Here is a 16,192-nt window from a genome sequence, read left to right as displayed (position 1 = left end):
CAGACAATTCCCAAGTGTAACTTGCTTTTGCCCTTCTTTTTCACTTATTTTTTGGGCAAGAAAATCAATTTTGAAGGCAAATTCACTTAATGACCGCAGATTTCACGGACCTTGATCGAACCGACCGGAAAATACTCCGGGTGCTACAGACAGAAGGCCGGATCACTAACACCGACCTAGCGGAAAAGGTCGGCCTGTCCGGTACAGCCACCGCGGACCGGCTCAAACGCCTGATACGCGATGGTTTTATAGAAAGCTTCAGTGCCACACTCGTCCCTCACAAGGTCGGGCGGGGGCTCCTTGTATTCGTTGAGATCAAACTTGATCGCACATCCGCTGAAATCTTTGATGCGTTCAAACGCGAAGTGGAGCGCGCCGAGGATATTCTGGAGTGCCATATGGTTGCCGGCGGTTTTGACTATCTGCTTAAAAGCCGGGTCCTGGATATGAACGCCTATCGAAAATTCCTGGCGGACGTCGTTTTGACACTTCCCGGCGTGCGCGAAACGCACACCTATGCTGTGATGGAAGAAATCAAGGACACGCACGTCCTGCCGGTTTAGGTGCGTTGGCACACGTTTTTACAAGAGATCACAAAGCCTTGTATTGACCGTCATCGCGCCCTGACGCACCAAGATGCTAAACAATCAAAGGGGTGGATTTTTATGCTTTCCAAGCTTTATGCAGCCGGAGTGGCACTTGCCGTTGTGGCCGCATCTGCGGCACCCGCCGCCATTGCCAGCAATGGGGCAGACAGCTGGAGCGCGATTGAGCAGGCCGCAAATGGCCAAACCGTCTACTTTCATGCTTGGGGCGGAGAACCGCGCATCAACGCCTATATCGCTTGGGCGGCCGAGACGGTAAAAGACCGGTATGGCGTGACCGTCGAACATGTCAAAGTCAGCGAAACCGCCGGTGTGGTAACGCAGATTGTTGCCGAAAAAACGGCCGGACGCACCTCTGGTGGCACTGTGGATCTGGTTTGGATCAATGGCGAAAACTTTAACACGCTGAAGACCCAGGGCCTGCTGGCGGAAAAAGGCTGGGCGGAGACCCTACCCAATTGGCAATACGTCGATGTTGAAGGCAAACCGACTGTTGTGTCGGACTTCACGGTTCCAACCGACGGACAGGAAAGCCCTTGGGGCATGGCCCAGCTGGTGTTCATGCATGACAGTGCAAGGCTGCCAGAACCACCGAAGTCCCTTTCCGCACTCGCCGAATACGCGAACGCAAACCCCGGCCGGATCACCTATCCTCAGCCTCCGAATTTTCACGGGTCTACCTTTCTCAAGCAAGCGCTCATCACGTTGATTGACGACCCGCAAAAACTCCAATCTCCGGTGGTTGACACCCGGCTGGATCAGGATCTCGCCCCTCTGTTCGCTTATCTCGATGATCTCCACCCGCACCTTTGGCGCAGCGCAGAGGCCTTCCCTCAGAACGCGGCCCAGATGCGTCAATTGCTTGCCGATGGCGAGATCGACATTGCCTTTACGTTCAACCCGGGCGATGCCTCCAGCGCGATCGCCAATGGTGAACTGCCTCCAACGGTGCGCAGCTTCGTTTTAGAGGGCGGCACAATCGGCAACACGCATTTCGTGGCCATACCGTTTAACAGCTCAGCGCAGGAGGGCGCCAAGGTGCTGGCGAACTTCCTCCTGTCAGCGGAAGCTCAGGCACGCAAGCAGGACCCTGCGATTTGGGGCGACCCAACAGTTCTGAAGGTAACGAGCCTACAGGAGGCCGATCAAAAACGTTTTGAAATGCTTGAGCTGGGCGTTGCAACACTAAGCCCGACGGAGCTGGGCCAGACTTTACCGGAACCTCACCCATCCTGGGTCAAGGCGGTCGAAAACGCCTGGGCAGCGCGCTACGGTGGCTCATAGACACGATATCACGCAATGCAAAAACCCCAGCCCACGCGGCCAGACTGGGTTTCCGCTTCGGTTGTCCTACTGCTCAGCGCCCCGGTTGCTGTAGGCTTGGCGGGAACGCTGCTGCCGGCTGCCGGTTTTTTGCCGGCGCTTGGCGGCCATCAAGTCTCTCTTACACCGGTCCGCGACCTTCTCGAAGCTCCTGCCATATGGACATCTGCTGCACTGAGCGCCGGAACCGGGCTTGCCGCAACCGCTCTCTCGCTTCTTGTAGTCCTGCTTTTTGTTGCCACACTCCACGGTACGAGACCCTTTGGAGTTCTTTCGAGGCTCATGTCGCCGTTGTTGTCCGTTCCACACGCGGCGGCGGCGTTCGGACTGGCGTTTTTAATTGCACCATCGGGTTTCCTCGTCCGACTGTTTTCACCATGGGCGACCGGTTTTGAACGCCCGCCCGATTTGCTGATCCTGAATGATCCGCTCGGGCTTGCAATGACATTCGGACTTGTGATCAAGGAGGTGCCGTTTCTCTTCTTGATGGCATTAGCTGCCCTACCGCAAACCAATGCCGATCAACTGTCCAAGGCAGCTCAAAATCTTGGATACTCGAAAACCTCCGCCTTCTTTAGGGTGGTGCTGCCGGTGCTTTATCCGCAGATCCGGCTCCCAATCATCGCCGTGCTTGCCTACTCCACCTCGGTTGTTGATGTTGCTCAAATTCTGGGCCCGACAACACCTGCGCCGCTTGCCCCCCGAATTCTTGGCTGGATGGCAGATCCGGACCCGGCCATGCGTTTTCAAGCCTCCGCAGGCGCGGTATTGCAGTGCCTGCTAAGCGGGGGCGCCATTCTGCTATGGCTTGCCGGCGAACGGGTTGTCCGAGGCCTCCTTCAAGCCTCGACACTGCGTGGAAAGCGCCGGCGCCGCGAGCATACAGCGCGCTGTATCGGCTTCATTCTGACTGCTGGAACTGTGTTTCCAGCAATACTTGGCCTTGCCGTCCTCGGGTTGTGGTCGATCAGCAAAGGATGGTGGTTCCCGAGTGCATTGCCATCTGGTTTTACGATTTCGCACTGGGCCGATCTAGGCAAAACCGGAACGGAAGTCATCTGGCAAACGCTCGTAATTGCTGTTTCCGTAACGCTGGTGTGCTTGATCCTCGTGATTTCGGTTCTTGAAAGCCGGACCCGGATGAAACCATCTGGAGACGGCACACTGCGCAAACTGGTGTTTGTTCCCCTTCTGATTCCGCAGGTGTCGTTTTTGTTCGGACTCCAGATCTTAAGCGTGCTTGTCGGGATCGACGGCAGCCTCTTGGGCGTTGCCATGGCACATGCCATCTTCGTTTTGCCTTACATGTACCTTGCCTTCGCAGATCCCTGGAACCACCTTGATCCGCGGTATCAGCAGGTGGCAATGTCTTTCGGCGCGTCCAAATGGAAAGTACTTTTCCGGATTCGCCTTCCTTTGCTGATGCGTCCCTTACTGGTTACGCTGGCCATTGGTATTGCGGTCTCGGTCGGTCAGTATCTACCAACAATAATGATTGGTGCGGGACGGGTCACAACGGTCACAACCGAGAGTCTGGCACTTTCAAGTGGTGGAAACCGCTCCCTGATTGCCGTCTATGGTATGCTTCAATTGCTGCTTCCGCTTATGTTTTTCGCCGCCGCTGCGATCATTCCCGCTCTCTTGCATCGAGATCGATCCGGGCTCCGGGTCTAAGTCAGGTCTGTTTTTGTTATGCCTCGAACCGGTCTCACCCTGGACAACATCCGTATCAGCCTTGACCAAAAGGAGCTGATTGCCATCGACCGGCATGTCCCCCCGGGCCGTATTCTGACCGTCATGGGAGCGAGTGGGAGCGGTAAAACGTCCCTGCTTAATATGGTCGCCGGTTTCCTCGACCCGAAGTTCAAAGCAACAGGGCGGATTATCCTTGGCGGCAAAGACATCACTTGCCTCCCGCCTCAGGACCGGCATGTCGGCTTAATGTTTCAAAGACCTCTTTTGTTCCCGCACATGTCAGTAGTTGAGAACTTGATGTTCGCGGTGCCTGCGGGCATCAAAGGACGCCGAGCCCGCGCCGCGTTGGCGGAAAAGTCACTGAAGGATGTTTCTTTGGACGGGATGGGCGAACGTGACCCAGCCACCTTGTCCGGCGGGCAGCAAACGCGGGTCGCATTGATGCGTCTGCTTTTGGCGGACCCCAAGGCACTTTTGCTCGACGAGCCTTTTTCATCACTGGACCAGGAGCTGCGCGCAGAGATCAGAAGCCTGGTTTTTGGTATGGCGCGAGAGCGTGCCTTGCCCGTCCTTCTGGTGACACACGATCCGGACGATGCAGTCGCCGCGGATGATCATCTGTTTAAGCTGTAGGCCAGTTCAACGAAGGAAACGTCTATTCGGCAGCGTCCGCTGATTTCGCTTGGAGCAGCGCGTAATTGTCGATGCCGATCCGCTCAACAAGGTCGAGCTGGGTTTCGAGGAAATCGATATGGTCTTCTTCATCGCTGAGGAGACGCTCGAACAGCTTCATGGAGACAAAATCACCCGCGTCCCGGCAGACTTCGCGCGCTTCGTGGTATAGCGCCCGGGCCACATACTCACCGGCAAGATCACACTCCAAAACTTCTTTCAGGTTTTGGCCGATCCGAAGGGGATCAAGAATTTGCAGATTTGGCAGGCCTTCCAGAAAAATGATCCGGTCAATGATCTCTTGGGCGTGACCGCGTTCTTCCTCTGACTCTTCGAGCTCTTTTGCTGCAAGTTTGCCAAACCCCCAATCGTCCAGAAGCCGCGCGTGCACCCAATACTGGTTCACCGCGGTAAGCTCGTGCCGCAGTGCCTTGTTCAGATATTCAATGACGCGTGCTTCGCCCTTCATGGCGCGATTTCCTTATTCTGCAGCGGCTTTCAGGCATTCGGACTGACAACCGGTTTCATTTTTGACTTTATTGGTCTCTTCAGACGTCTTTTCGTGAATGATGTCAATAACAGACGGAAAGCAGCTGCCACAACGCGGACGGCACCCTAGGTGCCGGAACACAGCCCCCGGCGTCGGCACCTTGCCGTTCGGGTCGGCGCGCATTTCCTCAGCCGCCTTGCGCAATTGTTTGTCCGACAACACATTACACGAACAGATGATCATTCACGGGCCTGCGGTGGTTCGCTTTCAAGTCCAATCTGGCATATATGACGTTCGGCGCATAAACTAAAGTGGGCTGAATAAGTCAACTTTTAACATGCTACATCCTCGAGACAAGGCACGGTCCATGAGCGACACGACGATAGACGAACGGCGCACAATTGTTCTCACGGGTGCAAGCCGGGGGATCGGCCACGCAACAGTGAAGCGCTTCTCTGCAGCAGGCTGGCGGGTGATCACCTGTTCAAGGCATGCATTCTCCGACAAGTGTCCCTGGCCGATGGGACCGGAAGACCACATACAGGTCGATCTCTCCGACCCGGAGAACTTGGGCTATGCGGTACAGGAGATGCGCAAGCGGCTAGAGCCGCACGGATCGAAACTCGATGCGCTTGTGAACAATGCGGGCATAAGTCCGAAAGGCGATGACGGAGCAAGGCTCGATTCCCTGACGACGTCCATGCACGTCTGGCGTCACGTCTTCCAGGTTAATTTCTTCGCGCCCATCATGCTTGGCCGGGGCCTTTTTAAAGAGCTCAAGAACGCAGGTGGATCGATCGTCAACGTGACATCGATTGCAGGGATGCGGGTTCACCCCTTCGCAGGCACCGCCTATGCGACCTCCAAATCTGCGCTTGCCGGGTTAACGAGGGAAATGGCTGCCGATTTTGGTCCGCATGGCATCCGCGTAAATGCAATCGCTCCTGGAGAAATCGACACATCCATTCTTTCACCCGGGACCGAGGACATGATTGAAGACATTCCGCTACGCCGCCTTGGCAGACCAGAGGAAGTCGCAGATACAATTCACTTTCTCTGCACAAACCCTTCGTCCTACGTAACCGGCGCCGAAATTCATATCAATGGCGGACAGCACGTCTAAGGGTCAAATATGACGCAGCGTAATTTTTTACTTGTCGCCCGAGACACCATGACTTTAACCGCGTACAAAAAACCTGTCGCCTAAACTTCACCCATGTCCAAAACATCAATGAAAAAGACTCCATAGGACCCATCGCGAAAAGAAATAAATGATTGAATGTTTGAGCATGCAATTCCTTCGATAACGAACTACTGAGATATTTACCTATTTTTCATGCCTCTCCGTCACGCTGCGATCAGTTCGTCGCAAGCATGCATATTTCATTCGGGGTGAGACATGAGACTGCCTCTCAAGTGGTTGGTTGATCTGAAATTCGGGTACAAGGTGGGCGGCGGTTTTACTGCTATTTTGCTTCTCACCATTGTCGTTGGCGCGGTCGGGTTTGTCGCGATTTCGAACCTGTCCTCTAGATTTCAGGTTGCAGATGAAGCCACTGAAATCGCGGTTCTTGTCAAACAAACCTCAAATGCGCGTGAAAAATTCTTGGAAACGCAAGAGGCCGTTTTTGCTGACCAGACGCGGCAGCACCTCTCCGAACTCGGACGGCAGCTCAATACACTCGGCGAAGCAATCGGATCAGATGAAGTATCCAGCAACCAAGTGTCGACTGCGCTGTCTGCGGTAGAGCAATTCGGATCTACCTTTGATGCAGTGGTCAGCGGGACAGAAGCGCAAGACCAGCGGCTGCAGGTCCTGTTGGCGGATACAACCGCACTGCGCAAGCAAGCAGCTGCCATCGAAGAGATTGTGGCTGACGTTGAGAAACAAACCAGCGCTGTCGCCTTCAAGTCCAACAGTGACTTGGACGATGCAAACCAGCTCGCCCGGACCATATTCACGGTTCAGGAAGAGGCTTTCTTGGTTCAGCTAATGTATCTTGAAAATCGCGGAAACCTTCGCGACGATCAGCTGAAGGCCGCGCTCGAAATCACTGGCAATCTCGTTCCAAGTACCAAATCACTCCGGTATCAACGTGTAGAAGGCATTTCTTCGAAGAGTCTTGGCTTGCTGGCGCGCCACGCCTCGGTCCTGCACCGGTCCTTGAAAAAGTTCGAAGGCGACCTCGACTTCAATGAAGTCTTTGAAGCCAAGGAGCAAGTCAGCAACGCGATCGATGAGCTGATCAAAACGGCTCAGGATATTCGCTCGCAGGCAATGCCGGCTGTCACGACAGCAAAATCTGCCGCACTCAACGCCCAAACGAAACTCGCCAGCGTCCGAAACATCGCTGTGAATGCCGAGGCGTTGAATGTCGCATCCATCCGGGCGCGCGCCGAAGTCCTCAACCTGTTCGGCGAATTTGGCGTGGATGATCAAGCCGGAGTTACCGCGGAGGTCGCAACACTAGCCGAGCTCGAAACCGAGTTGGCCAAAGCTACAAAAGTGTTGCCGGAAGCTGCCGAAATCATTGGCGAAATCCCGGTTTCGCTAGCCTCTTTCGACCGGTCCTTCAAAGACATGGTCGAAGCGAAGGCAAGTCTTAAAAACCAAAAGGCCGAGCTCGCGAACCTATCTGAACTTGTGAATCAGCAGATTGAGTCCATCACCGCGCGACAATCAGCCCTCGCGCGCGACGCTTCCACAAACGCACTCACCTTGATTGGTATCACCATTCTGGTGGCGGTGACAGTTGGGGTCGCGCTCGCCCTCGGCCTGAACATGGCCATCACACGGCCGATCAAGGCAACAACCCAAGTCATGGCCCGATTGGCAAATGGCGAAAACGATGTCGCGATCGATGGCCTGGACCGCGGCGATGAAGTGGGTGAAATGAATCGCACCGTACAAGTGTTCAAAGACAATGCGATCGAACGCGCTCGGCTTGAAAAGGAAACTGCGCAAGAACAGTCTGCCAGACAGGAACGGCAGAGCAAGATCGACAGCCTCATAAGCAACTTCCGTGCAACAGCCGAGACGGTCCTTGGGTCGGTTGAAGAAACAGCTGGCGGCCTCGACAAGACCGCCCATGCTTTAACGGAAATCGCGCGGCAAAGCTCAGGCTACGCCAGCAGCACCGTGAACTCTTCGGACGAGGCAACCGGAAATGTACAGACCGTTGCAAGCGCAGCGGAAGAGCTAGCCGCGTCTATCGGCGAGATCTCCCGGCAGGTGTCCCAAACAACTGAAGTGGTCGAGCGGGCTACTCACGGCACACAAAACACCAACCGCAAGGTCGAAGGGCTGGCGGAGTCCGCAGCCAAGATCGGCGAAGTTGTTACCCTCATTCAAGCCATTGCGGAGCAAACCAACCTGCTTGCGCTTAATGCTACAATCGAGGCCGCCCGGGCAGGTGAGGCTGGGAAAGGGTTCGCTGTTGTCGCGGCTGAAGTGAAGGAACTTGCGACACAAACATCGAAAGCGACCGAGGAGATATCATCGCAGATCAGCGCGATCCAAGGCGCAACAAAAGAATCGGCGGAAGCGATCTCAGAGATCACAGAGATCATGGAAGAGGTGAACAACTACACCTCTACGATTGCGGCGGCTGTTGAGCAGCAAGGCTCTGCCACGCAGGAAATATCGCAAAACGTACAGCGCGCCGCCGAAGGCACAACAAATGTGTCATCTGCGATGACAGAGCTTTCGCATGCGGTGGACCAAACCTCCTCCTCCGCAGAAGAGGTGCTGACGGCCTCTGGGGAGCTCTCTAGCAAGACTGATAAATTGAAGGATGAGGTTGAGACCTTCTTGAGGGCGGTCGCCGCGGCCTAGTCCAAAATGGAATAACACAAAAAGGCGGGCTTCGATGGCCCGCCTTTTTTGTTCCTGAGATCGCATATCACGGATACCCACGCGGAAAAGCTACGTTTGCAAGTGCAATGGAACGCCGCTCCTCTCAACGTTTGGCGGGCGTTCCGGGCGATTTGGAGATTGCTTGTTTTTCATTTCTTTTTCGCACATGCACAGAAGAAGAGAGACGAACTGCACCTTTTCGTATTTATTTTCGAAAATATTTCCCGAAAAAACAGTACATTCACACACTTGGTATATTTAGCCAGCTATCTATTTACTTTCAGTTCATTCCTTCGATGCAATTTTCCATGCATTGGTTTTGTCCGGCATCCAGGGGCCGATTTCGATGCATCTTTTGGCGCGCTTTTTCAATAACTTGAAGTTCATTTACAAAGTTTGGGGCGGCTTTGCGGCTATCCTCATGCTCACCGTAATCGTTGGCGGAGTCGGAACACTCGCTATTCGAGGTTTGTCAGAGCGCACCTCCATCTCCGAAAAGGCGACCACCGCAATGGCTGCCCTAAGAGATGTTTCCGGCGCCCGCGAAGCTTTCCTGACAAACCCCAGTCCGGCAAATGCCGACATAGCAAAAGCCTCGATCCATGAACTTTATGAGAGGATGGAGCCTTTGCAGACGGCTATTCCGGCCGGCACTGAAGAAGCTGGAAAAGTCGATGAAGTTATCGCGAAGATCAAAGAGTTTGAAACGGCTTTCGAACAAGTCACCGTGAAAACCACTGCACAGCAAAACTACCTGGATACGGTTATGACCGCGAGCGATGATCTGGCCGAGCTCACGCGGATCATTAGTCAGAGCGTTTCCGAGGAACAACAAACTGCCGCAACCGATGCGCAAATTGCAAAGGCGACCCAGGACAATGCCCGGCTTATGGGCCAGGCAGCAGCAGATATTCAGGACGCCGCTTTAGATCTGTCTACCCGGTTTGGACTTGAAGGCCAGTATAAGAAAAAAGATCTGACCGATGATGTAATGGCCGGAATCAACGCGTCGATCAAAGTCATGATCGACAATGCTGCAAAACTGGAAAATGCCGATCTACCGACATTAAATGCAGAGACAACGCAGAGCTTGGCCGCAGCCGCTAAGGAATTTCAGGTTGCATTGCCTGATCTCTTGGCTGAAACGAACCTGTTCAACCGGGCTGGGAAAAAGAAAAATGTTGCTGACCAGCTTGAGATTCTCAAAGCGCAATCTCTCGCCGCACGCATCGCGACGTTTGAAACACTAGATCTTGAGCTTGGTGCTGCTTCAAAGACACAGACCTTGCTAGCCAACCTGGCTGGTATTAGTGGCGAAGCCGTAGCGCTCGCGCGCGCCACAACAGTGACCCGCTCCGGCACTGTCGAAATTGTAAGCGGGATTGGTGCAATCACGGCCAACGAGGTGCGAGACGCAGTTGCGAACCTTCAAACAATCTCAGCCAAACTGGCAGGCGCAAGCCAAACCTTGCCGGCAGCGACCGAGAGCATTGAAAACATGTCTGTTGCGACGAAAGAGTTTGAAGACGCTTTCGAGCAGATCGTAGCGTCCAAAGAACAATTGAATGCTCTGCAAATGAAGCTGGATCAATTGTCCAAAGACGTTGGAACCGAAATCACAGCGATTGCTGCCGCTCAATCGGAGCTGGCCCGGTCGGCAGGGCAAACGTCCTTGTTGACCATTGGCGTCACCCTCGCGATTGCGATCGTGATCGGCATCTGTCTAGCTTTTGTGCTGAATATGGCCATTACACGCCCAATCAAAATGATCACTGAGGTGATGGCACGGCTTGCCGGCGGAGAGCGGGATGTCGATATTCCCGACACCGAACGCGGTGATGAAATCGGCGAAATGAGCCGGACTGTTCAGGTATTCAAAAACAATGCGGTTGAGCGGGCTCGTCTGCGGGAACTGCAGGCAAAAGAAAGCCAGGCGCGGGAAGCCCGGCAAGAAAAGGTGGAAGAGCTGATTACCGGTTTCAGATCCACCATGCAGGGACTCCTGGAGGCCGTTGGCAACACTGCCGAGAGCCTTGATGGCACAGCTCAGTCGCTGACCGAGATTGCGCGAGACAGCTCCGGCCGGGCTGGCGCAACACTTAGCGCATCAGGCAATGCGACGCAGAACGTTCAAACGGTGGCCTCGGCGGCCGAGGAACTCGCTGCCTCAATCGGCGAGATCAGTTCACAGGTCACCCGTACGACAGACGTCGTCCAGAAGGCGACCGACGGTACCCGCATCACAAACGAAAAGGTGGAAGGCCTCGCAGATTCCGCAGCCAAAATCGGCGAAGTCGTTACACTTATTCAGGCAATTGCCGAACAAACAAATCTTCTCGCGTTGAACGCCACCATCGAAGCAGCGCGCGCCGGTGAAGCGGGTAAAGGATTTGCCGTAGTAGCGGCGGAGGTTAAAGAACTGGCGACCCAGACGTCCAAAGCAACGGAAGAAATCTCCAGTCAGATTTCAGCTATCCAGAGCGCGACTGAAGAAGCCGTCTCGGCCATCTCTGCAATTACCGAAACGATGGAAGAAGTGAACACTTACACCAATGCAATTGCCGCGGCAGTTGACCAGCAGGGCTCAGCAACCTCTGAAATTTCCCACAATGTGCAACGGGCTGCCGAGGGCAATGAGGTGGTCACCAGCAACATCACCGAGCTGTCGCATGCGGTCGATCAAACCGCTCAATCTGCAGATCTAGTGGTCAGCGCATCGGGTGAACTGAATGTGCAAACAGACAGTTTGCGCGGCGAGGTCGACCGCTTCTTGAAACAGGTGGCAGCGGCTTAACCGTTCCCGCATACCACGTAATAAAAAAGGCGGCCGACCTGCCGCCTTTTCTTTTGCAGATAGTCTGGCTCAGCCAGCGGCTTCCAAAGCCCGCTTTGCCATAACCGTTACGAGATTTGCGCGGTAGGCGGCAGAACCGTGAATATCGGCCATCATATCATCTGCGCTGACACTGATGTCCGCAACAGCATCAGCCGACCAGTTGGACGACAACGCGCTTTCCATGGCCGCCACACGGAACACGCCATCCTGACCGGCCCCCGTCACCGCGACCTTGACTGATCCGTCCTTGTGCTTGGCCACAAAGACCCCCGCCATTGCATAGCGAGACGCCGGGTTCGGGTATTTGGCGTAGGCACTCTTTTCTACGACTGGAAAAGTCACGGAGACGATGATCTCGTCTTCCTCCAGCGCAGTGTCGAACATGCCGGTAAAGAAGTCCTCTGCCGGCAGGCTGCGTTTGTTTGTCGATACTGTTGCTCCAAGTGCCACCAGCGCGGACGGATAGTCCGCAGCCGGATCATTGTTTGCAACAGACCCACCAATCGTCCCCATATGGCGCACAGCCGGATCGCCAATGCCATTCGCGAGTTTGGCCAAACCCGGAATTTTTGAGCGGACGAGCTCCGACGCGGCAACTTCGGAATGGGTTGTTGTTGCACCGATCGCAATGGCGTCACCGTCTTCGCAGATGCCGTGCATTTCGGGAACATGACCAAGGTCGATCAGGTCGGACGGCGCCGCGAGACGCTGCTTCATGGTCGCGATCAGTGTCTGGCCGCCTGACAAAAACTTCGGGTCATCACTCTTGCTGAAAAGGCTTGCCGCTTCATCCAGCGTCCCGGCCCTGTGATAGTTTGTTTCGTACATGGTCCTCTCCCAGTTCTTGGCGGCGGCAAGCGCTGCCGCGCGGGATTTGGTCTTAATTCAGTTGAACCCGCGGCAGGTCTGCTCCCGCCGCGGAGGTTTTGAAAAGCTTACTCGGCAGCCATTTTCATGCTGCCTTGACAAAGTTGCCAGACCTGCTCAGGCGTCGCCGGCATGGTCAAGTCGTTGTTGTTGATCGCATCTGTGATAGCATTGATAACCGCCGGAGGAGAGCCGATTGCGCCAGCCTCCCCGCAACCTTTCATTCCGAGCGGATTGCCCGGGCACTCAGTCACGTGTGTTGACAGCTGATAGGATGGAACATCGTCCGCACGTGGCATGCAGTAGTCCATGTAGGAAGCGGTGATCAGCTGGCCGTTCTCATCATAAGCAGCATTTTCCAAAAGCGCCTGCCCGATGCCCTGCGTCAAGCCACCATGGACCTGACCTTCCACGATCATTGGATTGATGATGTTCCCGAAGTCATCCGCTGCGACGAAGCTGATGATTGCTGTCTTGCCGGTTTCCGGGTCAACTTCAACTTCGCAGATATAGGTGCCGGACGGGAAGGTGAAGTTTGTCGGGTCGTAGAATGCGCCCTCCTTTAGCCCCGGCTCCATACCTTCCGGCAGATTGTGCGCGGTGTAGGCGGCCAGTGCGACTTCGGTGAAGGTCAACTTTTTGTCCGTTCCTGCGACCTTGAGCTCGCCGCCCTCGATCTGAATGTCACCCTCTGCGGCCTCCATCAGGTGTGCAGCGATTTTTTTGGCTTTTTCCTCAACCTTGTCGAGGGCCTTGACCACTGCTGACATACCAACCGCACCGGACCGTGATCCATAAGTGCCCATGCCAAACTGGACCTTGTCCGTGTCACCGTGAACGATTGACACGGCATCGGTGTCGAGGCCGAACCGTTCGCTAATCAGCTGAGCGAAGGTAGTCTCATGCCCCTGGCCGTGGCTGTGCGCGCCGGTGAGCACCTCAATTGTACCAACCGGGTTGACCCGCACTTCAGCTGACTCCCAAAGACCCACGCCGGCACCAAGCGACCCCACGGCCGCGGATGGCGCAATACCGCAGGCCTCGATATAACAAGACATCCCGATGCCACGCAGTTTGCCGCGTGAGGCTGCCTCCGCCTTGCGCGCCGCAAAGCCATCATAATCGATTGCCTTCAAGGCCGCGTCGAGGGTCGCGTCATAATCACCCGCGTCGTAACACATGATGACCGGCGTTTGGTGCGGAAACGACCGGATAAAATTCTTGCGCCGGAAATCGGCTGGCGAAAGGCCAACCTCGCGCGCAGCCGTCTCCATGATCCGCTCGACCAGATAAGTCGCCTCCGGCCGACCAGCGCCCCGATAGGCATCGACTGGTGTTGTGTTGGTGTAGACCGTCTTCACATTGCAATGGATCGCGGGAATGTCGTACTGCCCCGACAAAAGCGTTGCATATAGGTAGGTCGGCACAGACGAGGAGAACAACGACATGTAGGCGCCAAGGTTGGCGACCGTTTTGACGCGGAACGCGATGATCTTGTTATCCGCATCCAATGCCAGTTCAGCTTCGGACCGGTGGTCACGGCCATGGGCGTCGGTCAGGAATGCTTCCGTGCGATCGCACACCCATTTTACGGGACGGCCGACGCGTTTGGAGGCCCATAGGCACACCATCTCTTCGGGATAGATGTAGATTTTGGAACCGAACCCGCCGCCGACGTCCGGTGCGATCACCCGCAGTTTGTGCTCGGGCGCGATGTTGTAAAATGCTGACAGGACCAGACGCGCCACATGCGGGTTTTGTGAAGTGGTATAGAGAGTGTGGTGCTCTTCCGCCTCATTGTAGTCCGCAACAGCCGCCCGCGGTTCCATAGCGTTCGGCACCAGGCGATTGTTGTGAACTTCCATCTTTGTGACATGCGCGGCCTGTTCAAATGCGGCGTTGACCGCGGCCTCATCACCGATGTCCCAGTCAAAAATAAGATTGTTTGCCGCCTCGGGGTGAAGTTGGGGTGCTCCGTCCGCCATGGCAGCAATCGGATCCACGACTGCCGGCAGCTCTTCATACTCCACGACAACAGCATCAGCGGCGTCTTTTGCTTCGCCTTGGCTGTCCGCAATCACGACAGCAACAGCCTGGCCAACGTGGCGGACGATCTCCGGCTCCAGAGCGCGCCAGGCCCCCATGTTCATCGGCGACCCGTCTTTGGAGTGGATCATCCAGCCGCAGATGATGTTCCCAATGCCGTCCGCAACCAGCTGGTCCCCAGTGAGCACGGCATCGACGCCTGGCATCTCCAAGGCTGCGCGTGCATCAATGCTGACCACCTTCGCGTGGGCATGCGGTGAGCGAACGAATGCCGCATATCCCATCCGCGGCAAAACGATGTCGTCGGTGTAACGGCCCTTACCGGTGATGAACCGCTTGTCTTCTTTGCGCAGGGCACGTGCCCCGATGCCTTCAACTCCCATTGATCTCTCCCTCGAACCGAACTGGCCGGTCCTCATCTCTAGAAGGTATGGTGCGCTCCATCCTGAAGACCTGCCCAGCTGGACGGTACGTCCAGCTCCTCCCGGGCGCTGCTTCGGGCGCGTTCAACGTATTATCTGCGTTTACTCGGCAGCCGTTTTCATGGCTGACATTTGATCGGCGGCAGATTTGATCGCCTTCACAATATTTTGGTAGCCGGTGCAGCGGCAGATATTGCCTTCCAGCTCGTGGCGAATGGTTTTCTCGTCCAAGTTTCCGCCGTACCGGTTGATCATATCGACCGCGGTCATGATCATGCCCGGCGTACAGAAGCCGCATTGCAGACCGTGGTGTTCGCGAAACGCGGCTTGGACCGGATGCAGGTCTCCACCTTTTGCCAACCCCTCGACAGTCACCACTTCCGCATCCGCGGCCTGCGCTGCCAACATGGAACAGGACTTGACCGCTTTTCCGTTCACATGCACCACGCACGCTCCGCATTGCGATGTATCGCAACCGACATGGGTTCCTGTCAGCCCCTGCGCCTCACGAATGTAGTGCACAAGAAGTGTGCGGTCTTCCACATCCGCCTGCACCTTCTTGCCATTCAAAGTCATGGCAACTTTTGTCATTCTACTCTCCCTCTGATGGGCCTCACATTGTCATCTGTGCCGCCCTAGTCCTTTTCTAAATATGGCGCTCACCAAGCCGCGGCGAGCCGTCAATTCAAGAGCGCCAGAACCACGATCACTGCGCCCAACGCGATCAAACCCCAAACCATCGGACCGCCGAACCTGCCTTTGACAGCTGCGGCCTCCAAGTTTTCCTCGGCTTGGTGCAGCCGCTCCTCGACCGCATGCTCAGCCTCAGACACCGCTTTCACAGCATCTTCGGCTGCGTGATCCAGCGAAATTGACTTGGCTTCTTCGACAACGCCGGCATCGAGATCATCCGCAGAAGCAGAAGCTCCTTGCGAGGTACCGCCAACCTTCTCCGTGAATTTGCCGAAAAACTCGTCTGCCATTTTCTTCGCTGTGGAATCAATGAGCCGGCTGCCCAGCTGGGCCAATTTGCCGCCAACTTGCGCCTTGGCCGTGTATGTCAGAACCGTTTCAGCCCCATCTTCGGCCAGATGAACATCCGCGGATCCCTTAGCAAAGCCGGCAACACCACCCTTGCCTTCTCCTGCGATCGTGTAGCTTTCCGGCGCATTAATGTTTTCAAGGGTCACCGCCCCTTTGAATTTGGCTTTGACGGGGCCGATCTTCGACGTGACAGCCGCGGTCATTTCAGTCGGGCTCGTCATCTCCAAAGACTCGCAGCCCGGTATGCACTCTCTCAAAATGTCTGGATCGTTCAGAGCTTCCCAGACTGTCTCACGAGGTGCCGGAATCCGGTATTCGCCGCTCATATCCATATTC

At 55.5% G+C, this 16,192-nt stretch carries 13 protein-coding genes; 7 read left to right on the top strand and 6 right to left on the bottom strand.

Annotated features, from left to right (window positions below; translation table 11 throughout):
- Positions 1-89: 89 nt before the first annotated feature.
- The 4 genes from JM93_RS19270 to JM93_RS19255 all read left to right on the top strand — a co-directional run bounded on the left by JM93_RS19270 (position 90) and on the right by JM93_RS19255 (position 4,256).
- Positions 90-563 carry an Lrp/AsnC ligand binding domain-containing protein gene (locus tag JM93_RS19270; RefSeq protein WP_145346897.1) on the top strand — a complete coding sequence of 158 codons (474 nt, stop codon included), beginning with the start codon at positions 90-92 and terminating at the stop codon, positions 561-563.
- 102 nt (positions 564-665) lie between these two features.
- Positions 666-1,889, top strand: coding sequence for an ABC transporter substrate-binding protein (locus tag JM93_RS19265; RefSeq protein ID WP_145346895.1), 1,224 nt, complete (start codon positions 666-668; stop codon positions 1,887-1,889).
- 15 nt (positions 1,890-1,904) lie between these two features.
- The gene (locus tag JM93_RS19260; protein WP_145346893.1) at positions 1,905-3,602 is read left to right on the top strand and encodes an ABC transporter permease; all 1,698 of its coding nucleotides are present in this window, start codon (positions 1,905-1,907) and stop codon (positions 3,600-3,602) included.
- Between the two features lie 18 nt (positions 3,603-3,620).
- Positions 3,621-4,256 (top strand): ATP-binding cassette domain-containing protein, encoded by a 636-nt coding sequence (locus JM93_RS19255; RefSeq protein WP_145346890.1) that lies wholly within the window; start codon positions 3,621-3,623, stop codon positions 4,254-4,256.
- Positions 4,257-4,278: 22 nt separating this feature from the next.
- On the opposite strand, the gene bfr is transcribed toward JM93_RS19255, so the two are convergent.
- Both bfr and JM93_RS19245 read right to left on the bottom strand, forming a co-directional pair.
- Positions 4,279-4,764 (bottom strand): bacterioferritin, encoded by a 486-nt coding sequence (gene bfr / locus JM93_RS19250; protein WP_145346888.1) that lies wholly within the window; start codon positions 4,762-4,764, stop codon positions 4,279-4,281.
- Positions 4,765-4,776: 12 nt separating this feature from the next.
- Positions 4,777-5,028 (bottom strand): (2Fe-2S)-binding protein, encoded by a 252-nt coding sequence (locus tag JM93_RS19245; RefSeq protein WP_145346886.1) that lies wholly within the window; start codon positions 5,026-5,028, stop codon positions 4,777-4,779.
- Positions 5,029-5,152: 124 nt separating this feature from the next.
- Here JM93_RS19245 and JM93_RS19240 point away from each other — a divergent pair, with 124 nt between their 5' ends.
- The 3 genes from JM93_RS19240 to JM93_RS19230 all read left to right on the top strand — a co-directional run bounded on the left by JM93_RS19240 (position 5,153) and on the right by JM93_RS19230 (position 11,435).
- Complete coding sequence (locus JM93_RS19240; RefSeq protein ID WP_145346883.1) at positions 5,153-5,908, top strand: SDR family NAD(P)-dependent oxidoreductase; 756 nt, start codon at positions 5,153-5,155, stop codon at positions 5,906-5,908.
- 276 nt (positions 5,909-6,184) lie between these two features.
- On the top strand, positions 6,185-8,620 hold the full coding sequence (locus JM93_RS19235; protein WP_145346882.1) for a methyl-accepting chemotaxis protein: 2,436 nt from the start codon (positions 6,185-6,187) through the stop codon (positions 8,618-8,620).
- Between the two features lie 442 nt (positions 8,621-9,062).
- The gene (locus JM93_RS19230; protein ID WP_170230759.1) at positions 9,063-11,435 is read left to right on the top strand and encodes a methyl-accepting chemotaxis protein; all 2,373 of its coding nucleotides are present in this window, start codon (positions 9,063-9,065) and stop codon (positions 11,433-11,435) included.
- 69 nt (positions 11,436-11,504) lie between these two features.
- Here the strand turns inward: JM93_RS19230 and JM93_RS19225 are convergent, their stop codons facing one another.
- The 4 genes from JM93_RS19225 to JM93_RS19210 all read right to left on the bottom strand — a co-directional run bounded on the left by JM93_RS19225 (position 11,505) and on the right by JM93_RS19210 (position 16,188).
- On the bottom strand, positions 11,505-12,305 hold the full coding sequence (locus JM93_RS19225) for an FAD binding domain-containing protein (RefSeq protein WP_145346878.1): 801 nt from the start codon (positions 12,303-12,305) through the stop codon (positions 11,505-11,507).
- Between the two features lie 107 nt (positions 12,306-12,412).
- Positions 12,413-14,773 carry a xanthine dehydrogenase family protein molybdopterin-binding subunit gene (locus JM93_RS19220; protein ID WP_145346876.1) on the bottom strand — a complete coding sequence of 787 codons (2,361 nt, stop codon included), beginning with the start codon at positions 14,771-14,773 and terminating at the stop codon, positions 12,413-12,415.
- A 141-nt stretch (positions 14,774-14,914) separates the two neighbouring features.
- Positions 14,915-15,403: a (2Fe-2S)-binding protein gene (locus tag JM93_RS19215; RefSeq protein ID WP_145346874.1), complete on the bottom strand. Its 489-nt coding sequence runs from the start codon at positions 15,401-15,403 to the stop codon at positions 14,915-14,917.
- A gap of 89 nt (positions 15,404-15,492) precedes the next feature.
- A complete protein-coding gene (locus tag JM93_RS19210; RefSeq protein WP_145346872.1) occupies positions 15,493-16,188 on the bottom strand; it encodes an SRPBCC family protein in 696 nt (231 codons plus the stop codon).
- Between the last annotated feature and the right edge of the window lie 4 nt (positions 16,189-16,192).

Source organism: Roseibium hamelinense, assembly GCF_007830545.1.
GTDB lineage: Bacteria > Pseudomonadota > Alphaproteobacteria > Rhizobiales > Stappiaceae > Roseibium > Roseibium hamelinense.
Note: the sequence above shows the minus strand (reverse complement) of the source record. Positions and strands in the feature narration are given on the sequence as shown.

Coding starts and splice junctions, on each gene's coding strand:
- JM93_RS19265 (WP_145346895.1), top strand. CDS start 666: ATGCTTTCCAAGCTTTATGCAGCCGGAGTGGCACTTGCCGTTGTGGCC.
- JM93_RS19260 (WP_145346893.1), top strand. CDS start 1,905: ATGCAAAAACCCCAGCCCACGCGGCCAGACTGGGTTTCCGCTTCGGTT.
- JM93_RS19220 (WP_145346876.1), bottom strand. CDS start 14,773: ATGGGAGTTGAAGGCATCGGGGCACGTGCCCTGCGCAAAGAAGACAAG.
- JM93_RS19255 (WP_145346890.1), top strand. CDS start 3,621: ATGCCTCGAACCGGTCTCACCCTGGACAACATCCGTATCAGCCTTGAC.
- JM93_RS19210 (WP_145346872.1), bottom strand. CDS start 16,188: ATGGATATGAGCGGCGAATACCGGATTCCGGCACCTCGTGAGACAGTC.
- JM93_RS19245 (WP_145346886.1), bottom strand. CDS start 5,028: ATGATCATCTGTTCGTGTAATGTGTTGTCGGACAAACAATTGCGCAAG.
- bfr (WP_145346888.1), bottom strand. CDS start 4,764: ATGAAGGGCGAAGCACGCGTCATTGAATATCTGAACAAGGCACTGCGG.
- JM93_RS19230 (WP_170230759.1), top strand. CDS start 9,063: ATGCTCACCGTAATCGTTGGCGGAGTCGGAACACTCGCTATTCGAGGT.
- JM93_RS19235 (WP_145346882.1), top strand. CDS start 6,185: ATGAGACTGCCTCTCAAGTGGTTGGTTGATCTGAAATTCGGGTACAAG.
- JM93_RS19225 (WP_145346878.1), bottom strand. CDS start 12,305: ATGTACGAAACAAACTATCACAGGGCCGGGACGCTGGATGAAGCGGCA.
- JM93_RS19240 (WP_145346883.1), top strand. CDS start 5,153: ATGAGCGACACGACGATAGACGAACGGCGCACAATTGTTCTCACGGGT.
- JM93_RS19270 (WP_145346897.1), top strand. CDS start 90: ATGACCGCAGATTTCACGGACCTTGATCGAACCGACCGGAAAATACTC.
- JM93_RS19215 (WP_145346874.1), bottom strand. CDS start 15,403: ATGACAAAAGTTGCCATGACTTTGAATGGCAAGAAGGTGCAGGCGGAT.